This window comes from Mesorhizobium sp. WSM4845 (assembly GCF_055811455.1).
Window position 1 is genome coordinate 128,178 of sequence record NZ_JBVVQA010000012.1, and the last position, 20,331, is coordinate 148,508.

21 protein-coding genes and 2 pseudogenes are annotated in these 20,331 nt (G+C 63.3%); 11 read left to right on the forward strand and 12 right to left on the reverse strand.

Translation table 11 applies throughout. The features are described 5' to 3' along the window. Positions 1-74 precede the first annotated feature (74 nt). Positions 75-1,058, forward strand: a complete 984-nt coding sequence (mbfA, locus tag AC0L2C_RS16075; protein WP_023801400.1) for an iron exporter MbfA — start codon at positions 75-77, stop codon at positions 1,056-1,058. 235 nt (positions 1,059-1,293) lie between these two features. Here the strand turns inward: mbfA and AC0L2C_RS16080 are convergent. The 3 genes and pseudogenes from AC0L2C_RS16080 to AC0L2C_RS16090 all read right to left on the reverse strand — a co-directional run. After that, positions 1,294-1,464 (reverse strand): annotated as a pseudogene (locus AC0L2C_RS16080) (antibiotic biosynthesis monooxygenase family protein); the annotation flags it as partial. Beyond that, positions 1,461-1,793, reverse strand: a complete 333-nt coding sequence (locus tag AC0L2C_RS16085) for an NIPSNAP family protein (protein WP_128173933.1) — start codon at positions 1,791-1,793, stop codon at positions 1,461-1,463. The pseudogene AC0L2C_RS16080 and the gene AC0L2C_RS16085, both read right to left, overlap by 4 nt. 97 nt (positions 1,794-1,890) lie before the next feature. Next, entirely contained in the window at positions 1,891-2,118 is a 228-nt protein-coding gene (locus AC0L2C_RS16090) for a DUF1127 domain-containing protein (protein WP_023801397.1), read from the reverse strand. Between the two features lie 68 nt (positions 2,119-2,186). Between AC0L2C_RS16090 and AC0L2C_RS16095 the strand changes: the two genes are divergently transcribed. After that, positions 2,187-2,861, forward strand: coding sequence for an ArsR/SmtB family transcription factor (locus AC0L2C_RS16095; RefSeq protein ID WP_128173934.1), 675 nt, complete (start codon positions 2,187-2,189; stop codon positions 2,859-2,861). Between the two features lie 3 nt (positions 2,862-2,864). Here AC0L2C_RS16095 and ligD read toward each other — a convergent pair. Beyond that, positions 2,865-3,866: pseudogene (gene ligD / locus AC0L2C_RS16100) on the reverse strand (DNA ligase D); the annotation flags it as partial. A gap of 80 nt (positions 3,867-3,946) precedes the next feature. Further along, positions 3,947-4,453 carry a YciE/YciF ferroxidase family protein gene (locus AC0L2C_RS16105; RefSeq protein WP_473523825.1) on the reverse strand — a complete coding sequence of 169 codons (507 nt, stop codon included), beginning with the start codon at positions 4,451-4,453 and terminating at the stop codon, positions 3,947-3,949. 420 nt (positions 4,454-4,873) lie between these two features. On the opposite strand from AC0L2C_RS16105, the gene AC0L2C_RS16110 reads away from it, so the two are divergent. Then, positions 4,874-5,020: a hypothetical protein gene (locus tag AC0L2C_RS16110; protein ID WP_023801394.1), complete on the forward strand. Its 147-nt coding sequence runs from the start codon at positions 4,874-4,876 to the stop codon at positions 5,018-5,020. Between the two features lie 294 nt (positions 5,021-5,314). Here AC0L2C_RS16110 and AC0L2C_RS16115 read toward each other — a convergent pair whose 3' ends face one another. Continuing rightward, positions 5,315-5,767, reverse strand: a complete 453-nt coding sequence (locus tag AC0L2C_RS16115; protein WP_023801393.1) for an Lrp/AsnC family transcriptional regulator — start codon at positions 5,765-5,767, stop codon at positions 5,315-5,317. Between the two features lie 119 nt (positions 5,768-5,886). Here AC0L2C_RS16115 and AC0L2C_RS16120 point away from each other — a divergent pair, with 119 nt between their 5' ends. Continuing rightward, complete coding sequence (locus AC0L2C_RS16120) at positions 5,887-6,882, forward strand: nucleoside recognition domain-containing protein (protein WP_473523826.1); 996 nt, start codon at positions 5,887-5,889, stop codon at positions 6,880-6,882. Between the two features lie 115 nt (positions 6,883-6,997). On the opposite strand, the gene AC0L2C_RS16125 is transcribed toward AC0L2C_RS16120, so the two are convergent. The 3 genes from AC0L2C_RS16125 to AC0L2C_RS16135 form a co-directional block, all read right to left on the reverse strand. Continuing rightward, positions 6,998-7,360 (reverse strand): DUF1850 domain-containing protein, encoded by a 363-nt coding sequence (locus AC0L2C_RS16125; protein ID WP_128169301.1) that lies wholly within the window; start codon positions 7,358-7,360, stop codon positions 6,998-7,000. Beyond that, the gene (locus tag AC0L2C_RS16130; protein WP_287246943.1) at positions 7,357-9,459 is read right to left on the reverse strand and encodes a TRAP transporter permease; all 2,103 of its coding nucleotides are present in this window, start codon (positions 9,457-9,459) and stop codon (positions 7,357-7,359) included. The genes AC0L2C_RS16125 and AC0L2C_RS16130 overlap by 4 nt, the downstream gene beginning before the upstream one ends. Before the next feature lie 162 nt (positions 9,460-9,621). Next, positions 9,622-10,581 carry a TAXI family TRAP transporter solute-binding subunit gene (locus AC0L2C_RS16135; RefSeq protein WP_473523827.1) on the reverse strand — a complete coding sequence of 320 codons (960 nt, stop codon included), beginning with the start codon at positions 10,579-10,581 and terminating at the stop codon, positions 9,622-9,624. Between the two features lie 242 nt (positions 10,582-10,823). On the opposite strand from AC0L2C_RS16135, the gene AC0L2C_RS16140 reads away from it, so the two are divergent. Both AC0L2C_RS16140 and AC0L2C_RS16145 read left to right on the forward strand, forming a co-directional pair. Then, positions 10,824-11,177 carry a YciI family protein gene (locus tag AC0L2C_RS16140; protein WP_473523828.1) on the forward strand — a complete coding sequence of 118 codons (354 nt, stop codon included), beginning with the start codon at positions 10,824-10,826 and terminating at the stop codon, positions 11,175-11,177. Further along, entirely contained in the window at positions 11,177-12,427 is a 1,251-nt protein-coding gene (locus AC0L2C_RS16145) for an RNA polymerase sigma factor (RefSeq protein ID WP_128169298.1), read from the forward strand. The genes AC0L2C_RS16140 and AC0L2C_RS16145 overlap by 1 nt, the downstream gene beginning before the upstream one ends. A gap of 336 nt (positions 12,428-12,763) precedes the next feature. On the opposite strand, the gene cysK is transcribed toward AC0L2C_RS16145, so the two are convergent. The 3 genes from cysK to hrcA all read right to left on the reverse strand — a co-directional run bounded on the left by cysK (position 12,764) and on the right by hrcA (position 15,443). Continuing rightward, positions 12,764-13,744 carry a cysteine synthase A gene (cysK, locus tag AC0L2C_RS16150; RefSeq protein ID WP_023803671.1) on the reverse strand — a complete coding sequence of 327 codons (981 nt, stop codon included), beginning with the start codon at positions 13,742-13,744 and terminating at the stop codon, positions 12,764-12,766. Positions 13,745-14,048: 304 nt separating this feature from the next. Continuing rightward, positions 14,049-14,246: a hypothetical protein gene (locus tag AC0L2C_RS16155; protein ID WP_023803672.1), complete on the reverse strand. Its 198-nt coding sequence runs from the start codon at positions 14,244-14,246 to the stop codon at positions 14,049-14,051. A gap of 81 nt (positions 14,247-14,327) precedes the next feature. Further along, positions 14,328-15,443 carry a heat-inducible transcriptional repressor HrcA gene (gene hrcA, locus AC0L2C_RS16160; RefSeq protein WP_027155899.1) on the reverse strand — a complete coding sequence of 372 codons (1,116 nt, stop codon included), beginning with the start codon at positions 15,441-15,443 and terminating at the stop codon, positions 14,328-14,330. Between the two features lie 135 nt (positions 15,444-15,578). Here hrcA and rph point away from each other — a divergent pair, with 135 nt between their 5' ends. From rph to AC0L2C_RS16185, 5 genes are all read left to right on the forward strand, one after another. Next, entirely contained in the window at positions 15,579-16,295 is a 717-nt protein-coding gene (gene rph, locus AC0L2C_RS16165) for a ribonuclease PH (protein WP_023803674.1), read from the forward strand. Positions 16,296-16,494: 199 nt separating this feature from the next. Then, on the forward strand, positions 16,495-16,905 hold the full coding sequence (locus AC0L2C_RS16170; protein ID WP_023803675.1) for a VOC family protein: 411 nt from the start codon (positions 16,495-16,497) through the stop codon (positions 16,903-16,905). Beyond that, complete coding sequence (gene rdgB / locus AC0L2C_RS16175) at positions 16,905-17,567, forward strand: RdgB/HAM1 family non-canonical purine NTP pyrophosphatase (RefSeq protein ID WP_473523829.1); 663 nt, start codon at positions 16,905-16,907, stop codon at positions 17,565-17,567. The genes AC0L2C_RS16170 and rdgB overlap by 1 nt, the downstream gene beginning before the upstream one ends. Further along, a complete protein-coding gene (gene hemW, locus AC0L2C_RS16180) occupies positions 17,564-18,727 on the forward strand; it encodes a radical SAM family heme chaperone HemW (RefSeq protein WP_473523830.1) in 1,164 nt (387 codons plus the stop codon). Before rdgB ends, hemW begins: the two co-directional genes overlap by 4 nt. Positions 18,728-18,920: 193 nt before the next feature. Next, positions 18,921-20,327 (forward strand): caspase family protein, encoded by a 1,407-nt coding sequence (locus AC0L2C_RS16185; RefSeq protein ID WP_287066809.1) that lies wholly within the window; start codon positions 18,921-18,923, stop codon positions 20,325-20,327. Positions 20,328-20,331: the final 4 nt, after the last annotated feature.

Genomic DNA, 20,331 nt, shown 5'->3' on the forward strand with positions numbered 1-20,331 from the left:
TCCGGCTACAAGCGATTGACCAACGGTGCACCAAACTCTAGTTTAGAATAATTCTAAACTAGGGCGGATTTCTCATGCTTTCCCGTGTTTTCGATTTTGGTCGCCGTCCCTTCGAGTCGCTTTCGGAGCAAGAGATCCTGGCGCTCGCCATCTCTTCCGAAGAGGATGACGGGCGTATCTACCGCGCCTATGCCGACGGGCTGGCGGATAGGTTTCCGCATTCGGCCAAAGTGTTCGAGGAAATGGCGGAGGAGGAGGATGGCCATCGCGACTCGCTGATCGAGCTTCACCGCGAGCGTTTTGGCGAGCGCATTCCGCTGATCCGGCGCGAGCACGTAAAGGGCTATTACGAGCGCAAGCCCGACTGGCTGGTCCGGCCGCTCGGCATCGAACATGTGCGCCAACAGGCCGAGTCTATGGAGCGTCAGGCCTACCTGTTCTATGTCGAAGCGGCGAAACGCACCAGCGACGCCTCGACGCGAAAGCTGCTCGACAATCTGGCGGTGGCCGAACAGGGCCACGAGACGCTGGCGCAGCGGCTGGAGCAAAAGCATGTGTCGGGCGCGGTGAAAGCCGAGGAAGCAGCGGCCGAGCAGCGCCAGTTCATCCTGACCTATGTGCAGCCGGGACTGGCCGGGCTGATGGACGGATCGGTGTCGACGCTGGCGCCGATCTTCGCCGCCGCGTTCGCCACGCACGACACGTTCCAGACCTTCCTGGTCGGGCTTGCCGCCTCAATCGGCGCCGGCATCTCGATGGGCTTCACCGAGGTCGCCTCCGACGACGGCAAGCTGTCGGGCCGCGGCTCGCCGGTGAAACGCGGCATCACCACAGGCGTGATGACGGCGCTGGGTGGCCTCGGTCACGCCTTGCCTTACCTCATTCCGTATTTCTGGACCGCGACAATTCTCGCGGTCGTGGTGGTGTTCTTCGAACTGTGGGCGATCGCCTTTGTGCAGAACCGTTATATGCAGACGCCGTTCTGGCGCGCCACCTTCCAGGTGGTGCTGGGCGGCGCGCTGGTGTTTGCGGCTGGAGTGCTGATCGGGAATGCCTAGCAGCCCTCTTGCCTTCTCCCCTTGTGGGGGCCGAAGGGCGGGCGAGGCCCGTGACTCGCCCCGGGCGGTGGATCGGCGCGCAGCGCCGAGACGGAAGAGGGGTGTTGGACGGAGTACTGTCGGTGCCAAGCTGGAACACCCCTCATCCGTCGCCTTCGGCGACACCTTCTCCCACAAGGGGAGAAGGAAGAGCCGCCCCACTCACCCGTTCGCCGCCCGGCTGTCCTCAGGCGCCTCGCCAGAACGACAGCGACAGGATGCGGCTCGGGTCGACAAGGCTCTGGAAGCGCTCGATCGACAGAAAACCGTCGATGCCGTCGAGCAGCGGGCGCAGGTCGGCGGCGAGGCCGAGATAAGCGTCGCGCTTGCCCGCTGCCGGCTCGACCTCGAAGATGACGGCGATCACAGTTTCACCAGAGGGGCATGCGGCCCGGATGCGAGTTTCAAAAAAGTCCGATGCTCTTTCAGGATGAATTTTTCACGCCGGGCGAACTCGTAATTGGCCTTGCCGGCCGGGTCGGCAGCGAGCCTGATACGGTAGGCTTCGTAAGCCGCCAGGCTGTCGATGTTATAGGCGGCATAGGCTGTCGTGGCCGAGCCCTCATGCGGCGCGAAATAGCCGATCAGATCGGCGCCGCAGCGCGGGATCGCCTGGCCCCAGTTGCGGGCATACTCCTCGAACGCCGGCTTGCCGAACGGGTCGATCTCGTAGCGGATGAAGCAGGTGATGGTCATCTTTTGTCTCCTTGCTGAATCTGATTTGTTGCGGCGACAGTTCGAGCGGTGTCGAAACCTTCTTTGGTTCCATGTGCTAGGCAATTTTCCATGCTGATCACGCTTGCCAGAAGGATTTCGCGCATTCGCGGCGAACGTCTTGTGGCGTCAGGCCAAGATCGCGCAAAAGATGCTCGTCAATCTCGGCGAGGTCGAGGCGTTGCAGATGGCGGTCATACCACCGCGCCAGCAGCCGCAGATGCGCCCGGCGCAAGATCATGAACGGAGACGGCCGCCGGCCGAAGCGGCTGACAGGCACGGTGTGGGAAGCGGTTCTTGCGGTCATCGTCATCTCCTTGATCTCAGCGCAGGATAATGGTTATCTGACGCCCATGCTTCGATGAAGGCCGAACTATGCGTGAAGGACCAGATATAGCCCGCATCGCCAGCCTGGTCGGCGATCCGGCGCGGGCAAACATGCTGACCGCACTGATGGGTGGCACGGCGCTGACAGCGAGCGAACTGGCGCTCGAGGCCGGCGTGTCGCTGCCGACCGCCAGCTCGCATCTGTCGAAACTGATGGAAGGCGGGCTGCTGACGCTGGCGAGCCAGGGGCGGCATCGCTACTACGGGCTCGCCGGGCCGCAGGTGGCTGGTATGATCGAGGCGATCACCGGCGTCGCCGCCGCGGTCGGACCGCAGCGGGTGCGGCCGGGTCCGCGCGATGCGGCGATGCGCGTGGCGCGGGTCTGCTACGACCATCTCGCCGGCGAGCAGGCCGTGGCGATGCTGGACCGTCTAGTCGCTCGACAAGTGCTCCTGCGCGACGACAAGGAGATCCTGCTCGGGCCGTCGGCCGCCTCGCATTTTGCCGCGATCGGCATCGATGTCGAGAGCAAGGCGCGACGACCGGTGTGCCGGGCTTGCCTCGACTGGAGCGTGCGGCGCTCGCATCTGGCCGGCACGCTGGGCGCTGCCATCCTCGATAAGATCCTTCTGGAAAAATGGGCGCGGCGCGAGAAGGACAGCCGCGCGGTAATCTTCTCGCCGATGGGCAAGCAGGCCTTCGAGAGGGTGTTTCTCGCTTGATTGTCAGCCGCGCTTGAGCGGCTTGCCCTGCTTGAAAAAATCCGCCCAGGGATCGGCTTTCGCCAACTGTTTCAGCGTCGTCTTGTCGCCGATCGGAAATGCGTTCGGCGCCAACCCGGCCTCGACCTCGGCCCAAATCGCCGGCATCGATGCCGTGGCGCCCTTCTTGGCGCGCGACGAATAGGGGGCCACCGTGGTCGAGCCGCGGCCGTTGCGCAGATAGTCGACGAAGATCTTGCCGGTGCGCGCCTTCTTCGACAGCGTCGCTGTATACCGATCAGGGGCGGCCTGCTCGAGGGCACGGGCGAAATCATGGGCGAAGTCCTTCACCTCATCCCAAGCCGCCGACGGTTTCAGCGGCACGACGACATGGTAGCCCTTGCCGCCCGAGGTCTTGACGAAATTCGGCAATGACAGTGCATCGAGCCGGCCGTGAATTTCGAGCGCCGCCGCGCGCACCGCTTTCACGTCGACGCCTTCGTCGGGATCGAGATCGAAGATGATCTGGTCCGGCTTGTCCAGTTCGTCGATGGTGCAGCCCCAGATATGGATCTCGACCACGCCGAGCTGGACCAAGGCAGCGACACCGTCGAAATCGCGGATGAACAGGATCTCCTCGCCGTCGGTCGGATCCTTCATCTTGGCGATCTTGTCATGCATGCCCGCGGAGGCATGCTTCTGAAAAAAGCGTTGGCCACTGACGCCGTCCGGTGCCCGCACCAGGCTGAGCGGCCGATTGACGACGAATTGTTGCATGCGCGGCCAGACCAAAGCGTAATGATCGAGCAGGCCCTGCTTCGATATCTTCTCCTGCGGCCACAGAAGCTTGTCCGGGTGAGAAAGTTTTATGACGGTGTCTGCCGCCTCCGTGGATTTGACAGCGGCGGATGTCTCGCCCTTGCCGCTGGCAGGCTTTGCCTTGCTGTCGGCCCTGCCAGCGGGTGCTTTCGGCTTTTCCTGCACGACTTCCTCCGCCGGTTTGTCCTCGCGCAATCCCTGGAACGAGCGTGGCCCATTGTACGGTCGAAGCCCAGCTACGGAAAGTGAGGCAAAGCCGGTTGTCCGGCGTTGCCTCGATCGAGCTTCTACTCGGCGGCCTGAAGGTTGACCTTGGCTTCCGCAATCTCGGTGAGCTTGCGGTCGGTCGCCTGCTCTTCCTTGATGTTGTTGGCCAGGACGTTGGCGCAGTCGGTGCGGCCAAGCTGCTTGGCCCAGGAGATCAACGTGCCGTAGCGGGTTATCTCGTAGTGCTCGACCGCCTGAGCGGATGCGATCAGGGCGGCGTCGAGAACGTCCTTGTCGTCGATGTCGCCGCTGACTTCATCGGCTTCCTCGAGAATGCCGTCGATGGCCGGACAGTGGGCCGTCTTGGCCTTCACGCCATGCAGTTCGAACACCTTCTCGACGCGCTCGATATGACCTTTGGTCTGGCCGAGATGCTTTTCAAGGCCGGCTTTCAGCTGCGGGTCGGTCGCCTTGTCGATCATCTTCGGCAGCGACTTCTCGATCTGTTTCTCGGCGTAATAGATGTCGCGCAGCGTGTGGACGAAGAGGTCGTCCAGCGTCTTGATGTCTTTCGAAAAGAAACCCATGGCTTTGCCTTTCCATTGTTCTTGCTGTGTTGGGGGTTCCGGCGGCGGTTCCGCTCGGAAGCCGCTGGGCCGGGGTTGGTCCCGGCTCTCAGCGTCAACGTGCTTCTATCGGACGGGTTCCTGGCTTTCCCGAGTAATCAGGGAAATTTGCGCAAGCACGGAAATTTCGCGGCACCGGCCAAAGTTGAAACACAAGCGCGTCGGAGCGACATCCAAACGAAACATATGTGATGCAAAAGTCACACTAGCCGGAATGCCGACGAACTGCATGGAAAGACCCCGAATCAGCCGCATTCCAGCCACGAACCAAGGCCTTTTTGACCAAAGATTAACATCGTGTTCACCGAGTATTCACGCCTCGACGCTATGATCCCACGCAATTCGGAAGGGACATCCGAAATCGGGACAGGGACAGGGAAAATGAACTTCTTGACGCACCTCATCGGCTACGCTGCTGCCATCCGCGAATTCGTCGCGCCGACCTACCGGCCGGAGCGCTATTACATGCGCGGCCCAGGCCCCGCTTGCGCACGCCGCGGCCACACGCTCGGCATCAGCGCGCACTGATGACGACCATGGAAAGCCGTCACGATAGCCGGATCTGCAGGCCGGCCGCCGATCATCGTGCGACCACCTATCGCACGGAACGTCCTGGGCTCGCCGACAGGCGGCTTGCGACAACGCCAAGGGTCTGAGTTTTCAGAATTTTGAGATTCTGGGGCTTCGAGATTCTGGGCTTCGAGATTCTGGGGCTTATATCTCGCCGCCGGCAAGCTAAGTGCCGTTTGACGCCAGGCAGCCGGGACTCGCGTGACCGCCCAGTAGCTGCAAGATCCCTTCCGCCAAGTTGCCTCCGAAAAGCTAGAGCGGGATTGCGGTCGTCTCCTTGGCGGTTCGAATCACAAACATGGTGTAATACCGCGCCACATTCGTCCGATCTCGGAACAGCCGCTCGCACAAAGTGTCAAACTCGTGCATATCCATCAGCCGCAGCATAAGGACAGCGTCGGTCGAGCCGCTCACGCTGTAGGCCTGGATCACCCCTGGTTCCATGGCGGCAAGCTCGAGGAAGCGGCGCATATGCTGCTCGCCGTGGCGCTCCAGCTCGACCGTGACGATAGCCTTCATCCCCCTGCCGGCCTTGGCCGGATCAAGAAGCGCGACAACGCGGTCGATGACACCGACTGACTTTAGCCGCCGTATGCGGCGCAAGCAGCTAGAGGGTGAAAGCCCGACCTCCGCCGCCAGGTCGGCATTTGTTCGCGAAGCGTCTTCTTGCAAAAGCTTGAGAAGCTTCCCGTCGATCCGGTCCATTCCGGTCCTCCGTCGTCGTCTACTGGTCTGCAATTTTATTGCACAAGTCCGAAAATTTTGACCACAAATGCGAACCGTCTCACGGTAGTCATTTGGCGTCAATCACGGAGACAATCGCCATGGCAGTGCAGACCGCCCTCTATCGAAAGACGCTGGAAACGCTTGAAATCTATTGGGAATTGGTTCGGATTATCGTTCCGGTCACGATAGCCACACAGATCCTGCAGGATCTTGGTGTCATCCGGGCGATCTCTCCGTTCTTCGCGCCTCTCATGACGCTGGTTGGACTGCCGCCCGAGCTCGCTCTTGCCTGGCTAACGGGATTGCTGGTGGGAATTTGGGGCGCGGTGGTGACCGTGTTCACTCTGGCCCCGGTTTCGACGTTGAGCACTGCCGACATGACCGTTCTTTCAACCCTTTTGCTATTTGCGCATGCCATTCCGATTGAACAACGCATCATTCAGAAGGTTGGGCCAAGCTTCGTGGTCACTGCAGCACTTCGCATTGGCGGGGGACTGATCCTTGCCATGCTCCTGCACCAGATATTCGCAGCAACCGGATGGCTATCCGAGCCGCTGAAGCCGGCGTGGATACCAATGGTCGAAGGCACTGATTGGAGCAGTTTTTTTCCAGGCATGCTCAAAACCCTGTCAACTATGCTCGTCATCCTCCTCGCACTAAGCTGGCTGATCGAGCTACTCAAGATGTCGGGCATCCTGGGTTGGCTGAACAACGGGCTTTCACCGCTGTTTCGCCTTGCCGGCATCCAGTCACAAGCGGTGCCGTTCACTGCGGTCGGTCTGTTTCTTGGAATTTCCTATGGCGCGGGACTGCTGATCCGCGAGGCGCGCACGACCAGTGTAGACCCGCGCCAGATCTTCCTCGCTTGCGTGTTCATGGGCTTTGCCCACAGTCTCATAGAGGACACGCTGGTTGTCATCGCTCTGGGTGCAGACTTCACCAGTGTGTTTTTCGTTCGCCTGATCTTTGCCGTGCTCGCAACCGCGTTGATCGCCCGGGCAATCAGGTCGGCTTCCGACATTCTGTTTTTCAAAGCATTCTTCCGCAAGGAAGAAAGTCGGCTCGCTCAGTCGGAATCCGGTTTTGGCGGCTAACGATGGAGCGTCTTTGGTCTGCTTATGTGGCTGTGCCCGGAACTCGACATCCGACAACGCCCTGGAGGACGAGGTCCCGCACCCGCTTGCCGACCGTCCGCTACCGCGGCTGGCACTAACCTTCGCACAGCTCCAGCACCGTCGTGTCGCCTGCCGCCTTGCCCAGTTCGCGGCAGCCCTGAACCGTGCACAGCGTCCAGCCGTCACCGGTCGCGCCGGAGGCCGCGAGCACAAGGCGCCGCTGCGGCGCCATCTTGGGTTTATAGACCCACCAACCGTCCCGCAGCACCGAGCCTTCCGGCGGTTCCATGCCGGCGCCCGAGCCCTTGATCCGTGCCTCGGCGATCTCCAAGCCGGAAGGCGTCACCTTCCAGTCCTCCTGCCAATGCGTCTTTTCCACCGAATGCGTCCAGGCGAGCGTGAAGGCGGCGACAGTGAGCGTCACCGTCTTGCCGGCTGCGAGGATACAGAGGCTCATGCGGTGCCGGTGGCCTGCCGCGCCCGCCAGCAGTGCCAGCCGATCCAGGCGACAGAGAGTGCCCACCCGGCTTCGTCGGTTACAGGCAGTGCGGCAACCAGCAGCACGCCGGCGGCGAAGGCGACGAGACGTTCCCACCAGGCCATGCGCCGGGCCAGGAACCCGACGGCGGCTGCGCCCCACAGGGCAATACCCATGCAGGCCTTGGCGACGATATAGGCGACCTCGACGGGATAACCGAACTGGGCGGCGATCGGACCGGGGTCCTGCAGCATCAGCGCCGGGGTGTAGACCGCCATGAACGGCACGACGAAGCCGGCGACGGCAAGCTTGGTGGCCTGGATCCCGATCTTGAGGCCGCTCTCCTTGGCCATCGGCGCGGCGGCGAAGGCGGCCAGCGCCACCGGCGGAGTGAGGTCGGCCATAATGCCGAAATAGAAGACGAACATGTGGCTGACCATCAGCGGCACGCCGAGTGACAGCAGTGCCGGCCCGGCCAGCGACGAGGTGATGATGTAGTTGGGGATCGTCGGTATGCCCATGCCGAGCACCAGGCAGGTGAGCATGGTCAGCACCAGCGACAGGAACAGATTGTTCTCGCCGATGGAGATGATCCAACCGATGAAGGTGGAGGCGATGCCGGTGAGCGTCAAGGTGCCGATGACGACGCCGACGATGGCGCAGGCGATGCCGACCGGCAGCGCGTTCTTTGCTCCCTCGGCTAGCGAATCTATGCATATCTGCAGCGTCTCGCGTCCGCCCCTGAAGGTGACGCAGGCGATGACGAGCCCGGCGATGACAAAACTGAGGATGTTGACGCCGAACCTCATGAAGGAGGCGGCGGCAAGCCCCAGCGCCAGCCAAAAGACGATGCGGAAGGCAAGCGGCCCGATCAAAGCCGCCAGCGGCGTGCCGAGGATGAGCACGATGGTCAGCGCCAGCCCCATGGTGCCGGCGAAGATCGGCGTATAGCCGGCAAACAGCAGATAAATGAGCGCGGCCAGCGGCAGCACCAGCGGCCAATGTCGTCTCACCGCGTGCCACGGATTGGGCAGGTCCGCCTTGGCCATGCCCTGCAGGCCGGCCTTGCCGGCTTCCAGGTACACCTGCCAGAAGCAGGCACCGAAATAGAGCAGCGCCGGGATGATCGCTGCCTTGACCACCTCGGCATAGGGGATGTTCAGCGTCTCGGCCATGATGAAGGCGACCGCGCCCATTACCGGCGGCATGATCTGGCCGCCCATCGACGAGGTCGCCTCGACCGCGCCGGCGAAAGCCGAACGGAAGCCGAAGCGCTTCATCAGCGGGATGGTGAACTGGCCGCTGGCCACCACATTGGCGACGCCGGAGCCGGAAATGGTGCCCATCAGCGCCGACGACAGGACGCAGACCTGGGCCGGGCCGCCGCGCCACGTGCCGACCAGGCCAAGCGCGAAATCGTTGAACAGCGCGATCATGCCGGCGCGTTCGAGAAAGGCGGCGAAGACGACAAAGATGAAGATATAGGCGGCCGAGACGTAGACCGGCGTGCCGTATATGCCTTCGGTGCCAAAGGCGAAGGTGTCGATGAGCTGTGCGAAATCATAGCCGCGATGGATGAAGGGCGGCGGCAGGTGATTGCCGAAGGAAGCGTAGGCGAAAAAGATCAAGGCGATCAGGGCAAGCGGCAGCCCCATCAGCCGCCGCGCGGCCTCGAAGACCAGCACAACCAGCACCGTGCCGACGATCAGGTCCGGTGTGTTGAGGAAGCCGGAGCGCCGGATGAGATCGGCATAGAACACCCAATTGTAGAGGCCGGTGCCAAAGCCGAGCAGGCCGAGCGTCCAGAATGCTGCTTTCGCCGGTGTGCTTGTGGCGCGCAGATTGGCGATCAGGCCAAAGCCGAGCAGCAGCAAGAAGCCGACATGCATGGCGCGCACCACCTGGCTCGGCAGGCTGCCATAGGCGGCGATGTAGATCTGGAAGACGGAGAAGGCGATGGCGATGAGAAAGGCGGCCTTGCCGGCGAAGCCGTCGCCGAAACCCGGCGGCAGCCCTTCGAGCGGGGCTTCGGCGGTGGGGGAAAGAACGGTCCGCGTTTCGGGATGGGCGTCGGTCATTGGCGGGTTCCTGGCGGGCGCAATCCCTCCCCCTTGAGGGGAGGGTGGACAGCCGCCGAAGGCGGATGGACGGGTGGGGTCGTTGCGGCAGTGCGCGGCCTGAACCGACCCCACCCGCCTCGCTTCGCTCGGCACCCTCCCCTCAAGGGGGAGGGAGTACCCCTATTTCACCAATCCCTTTTCCTTGTAATACCGCTCGGCACCGGGATGCAGCGGCACCGGCATGCCGTCGAGCGCCTTGGCCATGTCGATCGCCTTGGCGGCGGCGTGGGCAGCAGTGAGCTGGTCGAGATTTTCGAACAGCAGCTTGGTCATCTGATAGCCGGTCTCGTCGGAGACGTCGGCGTGGGTGATGAGGAAATTGCCGACGGCGGCGGTCGCGACGTCCTCGGTCTGGCCTTCATAGGTGCCCTTGGGAATGGTCACCGAAAGATAGGGCGAGCCGATCTTGGCGACGTCCTGCGCCGGTACGGCGACGACGTTGATCGGCACCGAAGTGGCGAGGTCGCGGATCGAGGCGACGCCAAGGCCGGCCGATTGCAGCGTGGCGTCGAGCTGGCGGTTCTTGATCAGCTCGACCGATTCGGCGAAGGGCAGATACTCGACCCGTCCGAGATCCTCGTATTTCAGCCCGGCGGCGGCGAAGATGGCGCGGGCGTTGAGCTCGGTGCCGGAGGCCGGCGCGCCGACCGACAGGCTCTTGCCCTTGAGGTCGGCAAGCGTCTTGATGCCGGATTCCTTGCTGGCAACGATCTGGATATAGTTGGAATAGATGGCGGCGACGCCGCGCAGCTTGTCGAGCTTGCCCGGGAAACCGGCCTCGGTGTTGCCCTCGGCGGCCAGTTTGACGGCATCGCCGAGCGCGAAGGCGATCTCGCCCTTGCCCTGCTGCAACAGGTTGAGGTTCTCGACCGAGGCCTTCGTCGCCTGCACCTGGGTGCGGGCGCCCTCAATGCCCTTGCCGTAGATTTCCGACAGTGCGACGCCGAGCGGATAATAGACGCCCGAGGTGCCGCCGGTCAGCACGTTGATGAATTCCTGCGCCTTGGCCGACATCGCGCCAAGGCCCAGCGACAGCGCCAGCGTGCCGGCGACAATAAATTTCGTCCTGAAATTGTGCATGTGATCTCCTCCCTGAAATATCTGCCACCGCGCGACCCGAGGCGAGTTTAGACAGCGGGCGGGAAATGCCAACCCGCAATAATATCCATTAGACGAACGGCTGATTGATGCCGCAACGCATAGCCGCTTGCGCGATGTGCGATCGGAGCCGAAAGATTTTCGCAGAGCCTGTCGAAATCGCGCGAGGCCGCGCGACATACGTTCGGCTCGCAACGATGCGGCCTTCGAAAATGGAGAAGACCATGCGATACATGCTTTTGATCTACGTGAACGAAGCCGCGATGGCGGCCGCGCCGACGAAGAAGACCTACGAGATCAGCGCAGCCTATGGCGCCTATACCGAGGCGTTGAAGAAGTCCGGCTCCTGGTTGGCCGGTGACCGGCTGAAGCCGACCCAAGCCGCGACCTCGGTACGGATGGCCAACGGCAAGACCAACGTGCTCGACGGTCCCTACGCCGATACCAAGGAGCAGCTCGCCGGTTTCTACATGATCGAGGCGGAGGACGCCGACGCGGCTATTGCCTGGGCGGCGCGATGCCCAGCTGCCAGCACCGGCACAGTCGAGGTGCGGCCGATCTGGGAACAAACCATGTGATGACGAATGACCTGGAGGTCGCCCGGGCGGCGGCGGAAGCGGCCGCCCGGCAAAGCTACGGCAAGCTCATCGCCTTCCTCGCCGCCCGCACGCGCGACGTGGCCGGCGCCGAGGACGTGCTGGCCGACGCCTTTGTGGCGGCGCTGGAGCGCTGGCCGCAGACCGGCGTGCCGCAGAAGCCAGAAGCCTGGCTGCTGGCGGTGGCGTGCAGACGCCGCGTCGACGCGATCCGGCGGCGGCTGACCAGCGAGGCGAGCCGCGACCATCTCAGGCTGATCGCCGAGGAGATCGAGGCCCGCATGATCGATGAAGACCTGCCCGATGAGCGGCTGCGACTGATGTTTGCCTGTGCCCATCCGGCGATCGAGGCTGGCGTACGCGCGCCGCTGATCCTGCAGGCTATTCTGGGCTTCGACGCAGCGACGATCGCCTCGGCCTTCCTGGTATCGCCGGCAACGATGGGCCAGCGCCTGGTGCGCGCCAAAAGCCGCATCCGCGAGACCGGCATTCCGTTCCGCGTGCCGGAGCGGGCAGAGCTTGGCGAGCGGCTGGATGCGGTGCTGGAAGCGATCTACGCCGCGTTCGCCGAAGGCTGGTCCGACCCGGCCGGCACCGAAACCCGCCGCCGCAATCTCGCGACCGAAGGCATCTGGCTCGGCCGGCTGGTAGCCTCGCTGATGCCGGATGAGCCGGAAGCGCTTGGCCTGCTGGCGCTGATGCTGTTTGCCGAGGCGCGGCGTGCGGCGCGGCGCAACGCCGCCGGGGACTATGTGCCATTGGCCGAGCAGGAGCTTGGGCTGTGGGACGGCGCGTTGATTGACGAAGCGGAGACATTGCTGAAGCACGCCGCGGCCAAGCGCGTCGTCGGCCGCTACCAGCTCGAGGCAGCCGTGCAATCCGCCCATACGACAAGGCGGCTGACCGGCCGGACCGACTGGGCCGCGATCAAACAGCTCTATGATGCGCTGTCGGTGATTGCCGGCTCGCCGGTGGTCTCGATCAACCGCGCGGTGACCCTTGCCGAGGCCGACGGCGCCGCGGCGGGATTGAGTGCACTTGATGAGCTTGGCGACGACAAACGGCTGCATGATTATCAGCCTTATTGGGCCGCCCGCGCGGGCCTTCTGGCCAGGCTCGGCAAAACTCGGGAGGCTACCGAGGCCTATAACAGGGCGATCGGCCTCGAACGCGACCCGGCCGTGCGCCGGTTCCTGCAGGCACGACGGGCTGGGCTCGCAGCCGAAGAATGAGGTCAGGGAAAGGCCGGGGTCAGACATGATCCGATGTTTGGGATCTAAGGCCGACCGCTGGTGCCGCCCCTCATTGCCCTGCCCGTCCTCCGCAGCAGCTGCGGAGGGTGGACCGGGCATTTCTCCCCGTAAACGGGGAGAAAGAGGCTGGTCGCGGTGTCGGCACTTTTTTCTGCAACGCTGGCGATTGGCGAACCCGTCAATGAGAGCGCCCCCTCGCCCCATTTACGGGGTGCGGATGCCGGCAGGCAGGTGAGGGGCGGCGCCGGCTTCGACAATTGGCGGGGCGCTACGGAGGCGCGGGAAACCGCAACCGCAGGCCGGCACAAATATGCCCTAAGCCCCCAGCCCTTCGAACAGGATCGTCGACAGATAGCGTTCGGCGAAGGACGGAATAACGACCACCAGGTTCTTGCCCTCATTCTCCGGCCGCGAGCCGACGACGATCGCCGCCTGCAGGGCAGCGCCCGACGAGATGCCGACCGGCACGCCTTCGAGGCGGGCGACGAGCCGCGCATTGGCGACCGAATCCTCGTTGGAGACCTTGACGATCTCGTCATAAATGGTCGTGTCGAGGATCTTCGGCGCGAAGCCGGCGCCGATGCCCTGGATCTTGTGCGGGCCGGGCTGGCCGCCCGACAGCACCGGCGAGGCTTCCGGCTCGACGGCGACGACATGCACGGAGGGCTTGCGCTGCTTCAGCACCTGGCCGACGCCGGTGATGGTGCCGCCGGTGCCGATGCCGGCGACGAAGATGTCGACTTCGCCATGAGTGTCGTTCCAGATTTCCTCGGCAGTGGTGCGGCGGTGAATTTCCGGATTGGCGGGATTCTCGAACTGCTGCGGAATGATGGCGTCGGGCAGCGTCGCGGCCAGTTCGTCGGCCTTGGCGATGGCGCCTTTCATGCCTTTCGGCCCTTCGGTCAGCACCAGTTCGGCGCCGAGCAGCGCCAGCATCTTGCGGCGTTCGACCGACATGGTTTCCGGCATGGTCAGGATCAGCTTGTAGCCCTTGGCGGCGGCGGCGAAGGCGAGCGCGATGCCGGTGTTGCCCGAGGTTGGCTCGATCAGCGTGGTCCTGCCGGGCGCAATCCTGCCCGATGCCTCCAGCGCCTCGATCATCGAGACGCCGATGCGATCCTTGACCGAGCCGATCGGGTTGAAGAATTCGAGCTTGGCCAGCAGATTGGCGACGACGCCCTTTTCCCCCGCGAACTTGTCGAGCCGCACCAGCGGCGTGTCGCCGATCGTCTCGGTGATCGAATTGTAGATGCGGCCGCGGCCGGGCACAGGCACGGTGGTGGCGGGCTTGTTCATTGGTTTCGCTCCCAAGAGGTCAGATGGGCAAGGGTCAGGCAATCAAGTGAGTCAGGCAACTAAGTCTCGACCAGGCAGGATAAAGCCTTCGGCCGCGCAAGCTAGTCTGCCGTTTGAAAATATCCGACGGGGTCGCATGCTGAATACATCCTCGCCCGCAGGTGACGGCCAGATGCAACCGCCGCCGCCCTCGGGGCACCGCATCACTTGCCGGTCGGCCCAGACCGCGTCGCCGGAGACGACGAAGCCGGTCACGAGATCCTCATGCTCGCCGGTCGGCTAGCCGTCCTTGCACCTTTCGGGCTCAGTTCCCGGCGGCGTAGAAATCGTCGTCGAGGCGCTTTTCCAGCGCGACGAGATCGGCCGGCAGCGGCAGGCCCATGGCGCGCATCTCCCCCAGCTTTTCGCGCAACTGCTCCTGCACTTCATGCTGATCCTCGGGCTGGTTGATCATCTGCTCGAGCAACAGGCTGATCTGAGCCTTGAATGATTCCAGCGCCATTTTTTTCTCCTTGAGGTTCCCTTAAGCATGTCGCGTTGGAAGGATCCGTGCGACGCGCTTCGGTTTTTTGGGCGACATGCATTATCGCAGCATGCGGGAAATAAGCTGCGCGGTATAGTCGACCATCGGCACGATGCGTGCGTAGTTCAGCCGGGTCGGGCCGATGACGCCGAGCGCGCCGATGACGCGGGCGTCCTTGTCGCGATAGGGCGCCACGACCAGCGACGAGCCCGACAGCGAAAACAGCTTGTTCTCCGAGCCGATGAAGATGCGCACGCCGGAGCCTTCCTCGGCGAGGTCGAGAAGCTGGATCAGCCCGTCCTGCGTCTCCAGATCCTCGAACAAATGCCGCAGCAGCTCGATGTCGGCCTGGGCGGTGACATTTTCCAGCAGATTGGCGCGACCGCGCACGATGAGACGCGCCGGCAAGCCGCTCTCGGCGCCTGCCCAGACAGCAAGGCCCTTCTCGACCAAATCCTGCGACAACGTGTCGAGGGCGGCCCTGGTTTCTTCCTTGATGCGGGCGATCTCGACCCGCGCCTCGGCCAGCGTGCGACCGCGGATATGGGCGTTGAGGAAATTCGAGGCTTCGTGCAGTTGCGAGACGGTGATGCCGGCGGGCAGGTCGACGACGCGGTTTTCGACGTCGCCGTTCTGCGACACCAGCACGGCCAGCGCCTTGTTCGGCTCGAGCTGGATGAATTCGATATGCTTGAGCGCCACCTCGTTCTTGGCGGCAAGCACGAGGCCGGCGCCGCGCGACATGCCGGACAGCATCTGGCTCGCCTCGGTGAGCATGTGCTCCAGCGTCGCACCAGAGCCGGAGGCGCGTACCTGCGCCTCGATGGTGCGGCGCTCCTCGTCGGAGAGATCACCAAGCTCCATGAAGGCATCGACGAAGAAGCGCAGGCCGGCCTGGGTCGGCAATCGGCCGGCCGAGATATGCGGCGCGTAGATCAGGCCGAGATGCTCGAGATCGCTCATCACATTGCGGATGGTGGCCGGCGACAGCGAAGACGGCAGGATACGCGACAGGCTGCGCGAGCCGACCGGCTCGCCGTCCTTCAGATAGGAATCGACAATGCGCCGAAAGATGTCGCGCGAGCGCATGTCGAGCGATTGAAGGGCGGGCGATTGAAGCGCGGGGGATTGGAGCGCTGCCGCCGACTGGGAACCGGGATCGACTGCCTTGGTCATTCGAGCCAAATACCTCCGGCCCAAGGATATAGACATCGGCCTCGCCCGCGCAACTGGTCCATTTTCCTTTGCGCCTCTCGTCGCGTGCGGCTACAAGCCGGCCACGACTCCTAAAACGACAAGAAAGAAGCCTGAATGCGCCCTTCCAAACGCCAGTTCGACGAAATGCGAGCCATCTCCTTTGAGCGCGGCGTCTCCAAGCACGCGGAAGGCTCGTGCCTGGTGAAGTTCGGCGACACCCACGTGCTGTGCACCGCCAGCCTCGAGGAAAAGGTGCCGGGCTGGATGCGCAATTCCGGCAAGGGCTGGGTGACGGCGGAATACGGCATGCTGCCGCGCTCGACCGGCGAGCGCATGCGCCGCGAGGCTTCGGCTGGCAAGCAAGGCGGCCGCACGCTGGAAATCCAGAGGCTGATCGGCCGTTCGCTGCGCGCAGTGGTCGATCTGCAGGCGCTGGGCGAGCAGCAGATCACCGTCGACTGCGACGTGATCCAGGCCGATGGCGGCACGCGCACCGCCTCGATCACCGGCGGCTGGGTGGCGCTTTACGACTGCCTGCGCTGGATGGAAGCCCGGCAGATGGCCAGCGTCGCCAAGGTGCTGAAGGACCATGTCGCGGCTATCTCCTGCGGCATCCACGACGGCCAGCCGGTCATCGACCTCGACTATCTCGAGGATTCATCGGCCGGCACCGACGCCAATTTCGTCATGACCGGCAAGGGCGGCATTGTCGAGATACAAGGCACGGCCGAGGGCGAGCCTTTCTCGGAAGAGCAATTTGCGGCGCTGATGGAATTGGCCAAGAAAGGTATTGCGCGACTGGTCAGCCTGCAGCAGATGGCCGTGGCGTAGTCCTGCAAATGCCGAGCTTGTCCGCCCCCCTCTGGCCTGCCGGCCATCTCCCCCTCAAGGGGGGAGATCGGGTATCCAATCGGCTTTCGCCAACTGTCGGCGGCGTGGGATGTGCGGAAGCGCTGAAGCTGCCAATCTCCCCCCTTGAGGGGGAGATGCCAAGTTTTGGCAAAGAGGGCAGGCCAGAGGGGGGTGCCTCGTGACACCCTCTGCCATCCTCGAATCAGCGCTGTACGTCACCGACCTCGATGCCGCGGAAAAATTCTACACCGATGTGCTCGGGCTCGATCTGCTGGGCAAGGTCGACGGCAGGCATCTTTTCTTCCGCTGCGGGGACGGCGTGCTGCTCATCTTCAACGCCGAGGCGACCAAGGTGCCGCCGGCGCCCGATGCCAGGCTGAAAGTGCCGCCGCACGGCACGGTCGGCGACGGCCATCTCTGCTTTGCGGCGAGCGCGGACGAGATCGTGCGCTGGAGAGCGCATCTTGAGCGAAAGAAAATCGCCATCGAAAGCGAGTTCGAATGGCCGCAGGGTGGCCGCTCGATCTATGTTCGCGACCCCTCCGGCAATTCGATCGAATTCGCCGAACCAAGAATTTGGGGCATCTGATGCATTCGCTTGATGGACATGAGATCGTTGTCGCCAGCCACAATGCCGGCAAATTGCGCGAATTCGCCGATCTGATGGCGCCGTTCGGCATAGAAGCGAAGTCGGCCAAGGAATATGGCCTGCCGGAGCCGGACGAGACCGGCACCACCTTCGAGGAGAACGCCTATATCAAGGCCTTTGCCGCCGCCAAGGCGACAGGCCTGCCGGCATTGTCGGACGATTCCGGCCTGTGTGTCGATGCGCTGGGCGGAGCGCCCGGCGTCTATACCGCCAACTGGGCCGAGGCGCCCGACGGGAGCCGCGACTTCGGCATGGCGATGCAGCGAGCCGAAGTGGCGTTGCAGGAAATCGGCGCGGTTGCGCCTGCGCAGCGCAAGGGCAGCTTCGTCGCCGTCATCTGCCTGGCCTTTCCCGACGGCGCGGCCGAATTTTTCCGCGGCGAGGTCGAGGGCACGCTGGTATGGCCGCCGCGTGGCGAACTCGGCTTCGGCTACGACCCGGTGTTCGTGCCGGACGGTTTCGAAAAGACTTTTGGCGAGATGACCGCAGAGGAGAAACATGGCTGGAAGCCAGGCCAGCCGACGGCATTGTCGCATCGCGCTCGCGCCTTCCAGAAATTCGCGCAGGCCAGACTGGATTTGGCGCGATCGGCGGTGAAATGACCATGCTGCTCGACCGCAGCCCCGGTTTCGGCGTCTACGTGCACTGGCCGTTCTGCGCGGCCAAGTGCCCCTATTGCGACTTCAACAGCCATGTCCGCCACCAGCCGGTCGACCAGGAGCGTTTCGCGCGCGCCTTCGAGACCGAGCTTGCGACGATGCGCAACCGCACCGGACCGCGCGAGGTGACCAGCATTTTTCTCGGCGGCGGCACGCCATCGCTGATGAAGCCGCAAACCGTGGCGACGGTGCTGGACGCGGTGGCGAAGAACTGGACGGTGCCTGCCGGCATCGAGGTGACGCTGGAAGCCAACCCGTCTTCGGTCGAGGCCGAGCGCTTTCGCGGCTATCGGGTGGCAGGCGTCAACCGGGTGTCGCTCGGCGTGCAGGCGCTGAACGACAAGGATCTGCGCTTTCTCGGCCGGCTGCACAATGTCGATGAAGCGCTGCACGCGATTGGCCTGGCGCGTGAGATTTTCCCGCGGCTGTCGCTCGATCTGATCTACGCACGGCCCGGCCAGACAGCGGAAGCGTGGCAGGCGGAGCTCGAGCAGGCGATCGGCCATGCCGCCGACCATTTGTCGCTCTACCAGTTGACCATCGAGGAAGGCACGCCGTTCCACGCGCTGCATGCGGCCAGGAAATTCGCTATTCCCGACAATGACCATGCCGCCGATCTCTATGCGCTGACGCAGGAGATCACCGCTGCGCATGGGCTGCCGGCCTATGAGATTTCGAACCACGCCAGATCAGGCGCCGAAAGCCGGCACAATCTCACCTATTGGCGCTATGGCGAATATGTCGGCGTCGGTCCCGGCGCGCATGGCCGCTTCGTCGAAAACGGCCGTCGCGTGGTGACGATCGCCGAAAGAATGCCGGAAACCTGGGCCAATCTGGTCGAGGCCAAGGGCCATGGCGTCACCGGCGGCGAGATCCTGACGCGCTCGGAAGAGGCCGACGAGTTCCTGTTGATGGGGCTGAGGCTGGCCGAGGGCATCGACCTCTCTCGCTATGAAGCGTTTTCCGGCCGCGGCCTGTCGACGGCGCGGCTGTCCATGCTGCAGGGCGAGGGGCTGGTGGCGCCGATCGGCAATGCCCGCCTGCGCGCCACGCCGTCCGGCATGATCGTGCTAGACGCTGTGGTGGCGGATCTGGCGCGGTAAAGCTTGGGCCAGGAGCTGGCCTGTCCCAGACAATTTGTCGGCTCACGCAAGGATGCTGGAAATTCGGCTTGCTTGGCCGAATGGCCATCCCACTGCCATCCGCAGCCGATAATTACTTGCAAGCGTGGGCCTGACTGGTCAAGCTTCGGTCGGGCGCCGCTAATATGCGGCTGAAGCAGAGCACGGGGCTAAAATGCGCCTCTTCAACATCGCGCTTGCTGTCATTGCTCTGATCGGAGGGCTGGAGGTGGCGTGGGCTGAAAAACGTGTTGCGCTGGTGATCGGCAATTCGAGCTATCAACGGGTCGCAAGACTTCCCAATCCGAACAATGACGCTGCTGACATGGCGGCCTTGCTCTCAAAGGTAGGATTCAAAGTATCTCGCAAAATAGACTTGGACCATACCGCGTTCAGGAAAGCTCTGCAGGAGTTCGGTCGCGAGGCGGAAGGTGCTGATTTCGCAATAATCTTCTTCGCGGGACATGGGGTTGAGGTTGAGAATAGAAATTTTCTCGTTCCTACAGATGTCAGCCTGAGCGCTGATTCCGACGTGGAGTTTGAGGCAATCCCGCTGGATCTGGTGATGAACGCGTTGTCCCGTGTCTCCGGCGTGCGGGTGGTTCTACTTGATGCTTGCCGGGACAACCCTTTTATCACGGCCATGCGAAGATCAAATGCAACGCGTTCCATCGGCAGAGGCCTGGCTGCGATTGAACCGGCAGCCGGAACCCTGGTCGGGTACGCTGCGAAGGAAGGTACAACCGCTTTCGATGGAGCGGGACGGAACAGTCCCTACACTGCAGGGCTGTTGGCGCATTTGGGTGAACCCGGGGTAGACATCCAATTCGTGTTCCGCAAGGTTCGCGACACTGTTCTGGCCGCGACAGGCGGCAAGCAGGAACCATTCACGTATGGATCGCTGCCTGGCAGGGAAATTTTCATTGCCCCTCCTCGTGGCGCAACGGCAGTGTCGCCAGCCAACAACAGCAGCCGAGATGCGAGCCTGACGGAAATCGAGTTGTGGACCTCAATCCGCGGCTCCAAAAGCAGCGGAGCGTTAAAGGATTATCTTCAACTGTACCCGGACGGCCTGTTTGTGCCTCTCGCCAGACTCCAAATTCAACAGTTGGAGAATGCAGATCATCAATCGGGCGCCAGCCAGGAAGATGCCCCGAACGAGTTGGCGAAGCGGATACAGCGCGAGCTTGGCCGCGTTGGGTGTAATCCGGGAAACCCAGACGGCATCTGGGGTGGAAGAACCCGGGAGGCGTTGCGCCGTTTCGCTCGCTACTCCGGCGCTGAGATCGACATGGCGAAACCGACAACAATTGCTTTGAAGAAATTGGAAGGAAGCACAGCTCGCGTGTGTCCGGCGGTTGCCCGGCCGAAGTCGATAGAAGAACCCCGCCATGCGAACAACCCGAACACCCGGCCACGACCGACAACGGAACAGAAGCGTGCCGCCGCTGCTCCGAGCGCGAGCAGGCCGGCTCGCGTTTGCAGGGCAGAAACCCGCGATGAGTGCAGGGTCAGAGCGCGGGCCGCCGGGGCTCGCCGGGGCAGCGGCTTCTGCCGCAATCCAATTACAATTTGCGAGTGACGTG

Coding starts and splice junctions, on each gene's coding strand:
- mbfA (WP_023801400.1), top strand. CDS start 75: ATGCTTTCCCGTGTTTTCGATTTTGGTCGCCGTCCCTTCGAGTCGCTT.
- AC0L2C_RS16085 (WP_128173933.1), bottom strand. CDS start 1,793: ATGACCATCACCTGCTTCATCCGCTACGAGATCGACCCGTTCGGCAAG.
- AC0L2C_RS16090 (WP_023801397.1), bottom strand. CDS start 2,118: ATGACCGCAAGAACCGCTTCCCACACCGTGCCTGTCAGCCGCTTCGGC.
- AC0L2C_RS16095 (WP_128173934.1), top strand. CDS start 2,187: ATGCGTGAAGGACCAGATATAGCCCGCATCGCCAGCCTGGTCGGCGAT.
- AC0L2C_RS16105 (WP_473523825.1), bottom strand. CDS start 4,453: ATGGGTTTCTTTTCGAAAGACATCAAGACGCTGGACGACCTCTTCGTC.
- AC0L2C_RS16110 (WP_023801394.1), top strand. CDS start 4,874: ATGAACTTCTTGACGCACCTCATCGGCTACGCTGCTGCCATCCGCGAA.
- AC0L2C_RS16115 (WP_023801393.1), bottom strand. CDS start 5,767: ATGGACCGGATCGACGGGAAGCTTCTCAAGCTTTTGCAAGAAGACGCT.
- AC0L2C_RS16120 (WP_473523826.1), top strand. CDS start 5,887: ATGGCAGTGCAGACCGCCCTCTATCGAAAGACGCTGGAAACGCTTGAA.
- AC0L2C_RS16125 (WP_128169301.1), bottom strand. CDS start 7,360: ATGAGCCTCTGTATCCTCGCAGCCGGCAAGACGGTGACGCTCACTGTC.
- AC0L2C_RS16130 (WP_287246943.1), bottom strand. CDS start 9,459: ATGACCGACGCCCATCCCGAAACGCGGACCGTTCTTTCCCCCACCGCC.
- AC0L2C_RS16135 (WP_473523827.1), bottom strand. CDS start 10,581: ATGCACAATTTCAGGACGAAATTTATTGTCGCCGGCACGCTGGCGCTG.
- AC0L2C_RS16140 (WP_473523828.1), top strand. CDS start 10,824: ATGCGATACATGCTTTTGATCTACGTGAACGAAGCCGCGATGGCGGCC.
- AC0L2C_RS16145 (WP_128169298.1), top strand. CDS start 11,177: ATGACGAATGACCTGGAGGTCGCCCGGGCGGCGGCGGAAGCGGCCGCC.
- cysK (WP_023803671.1), bottom strand. CDS start 13,744: ATGAACAAGCCCGCCACCACCGTGCCTGTGCCCGGCCGCGGCCGCATC.
- AC0L2C_RS16155 (WP_023803672.1), bottom strand. CDS start 14,246: ATGGCGCTGGAATCATTCAAGGCTCAGATCAGCCTGTTGCTCGAGCAG.
- hrcA (WP_027155899.1), bottom strand. CDS start 15,443: ATGACCAAGGCAGTCGATCCCGGTTCCCAGTCGGCGGCAGCGCTCCAA.
- rph (WP_023803674.1), top strand. CDS start 15,579: ATGCGCCCTTCCAAACGCCAGTTCGACGAAATGCGAGCCATCTCCTTT.
- rdgB (WP_473523829.1), top strand. CDS start 16,905: ATGCATTCGCTTGATGGACATGAGATCGTTGTCGCCAGCCACAATGCC.
- hemW (WP_473523830.1), top strand. CDS start 17,564: ATGACCATGCTGCTCGACCGCAGCCCCGGTTTCGGCGTCTACGTGCAC.
- AC0L2C_RS16185 (WP_287066809.1), top strand. CDS start 18,921: ATGCGCCTCTTCAACATCGCGCTTGCTGTCATTGCTCTGATCGGAGGG.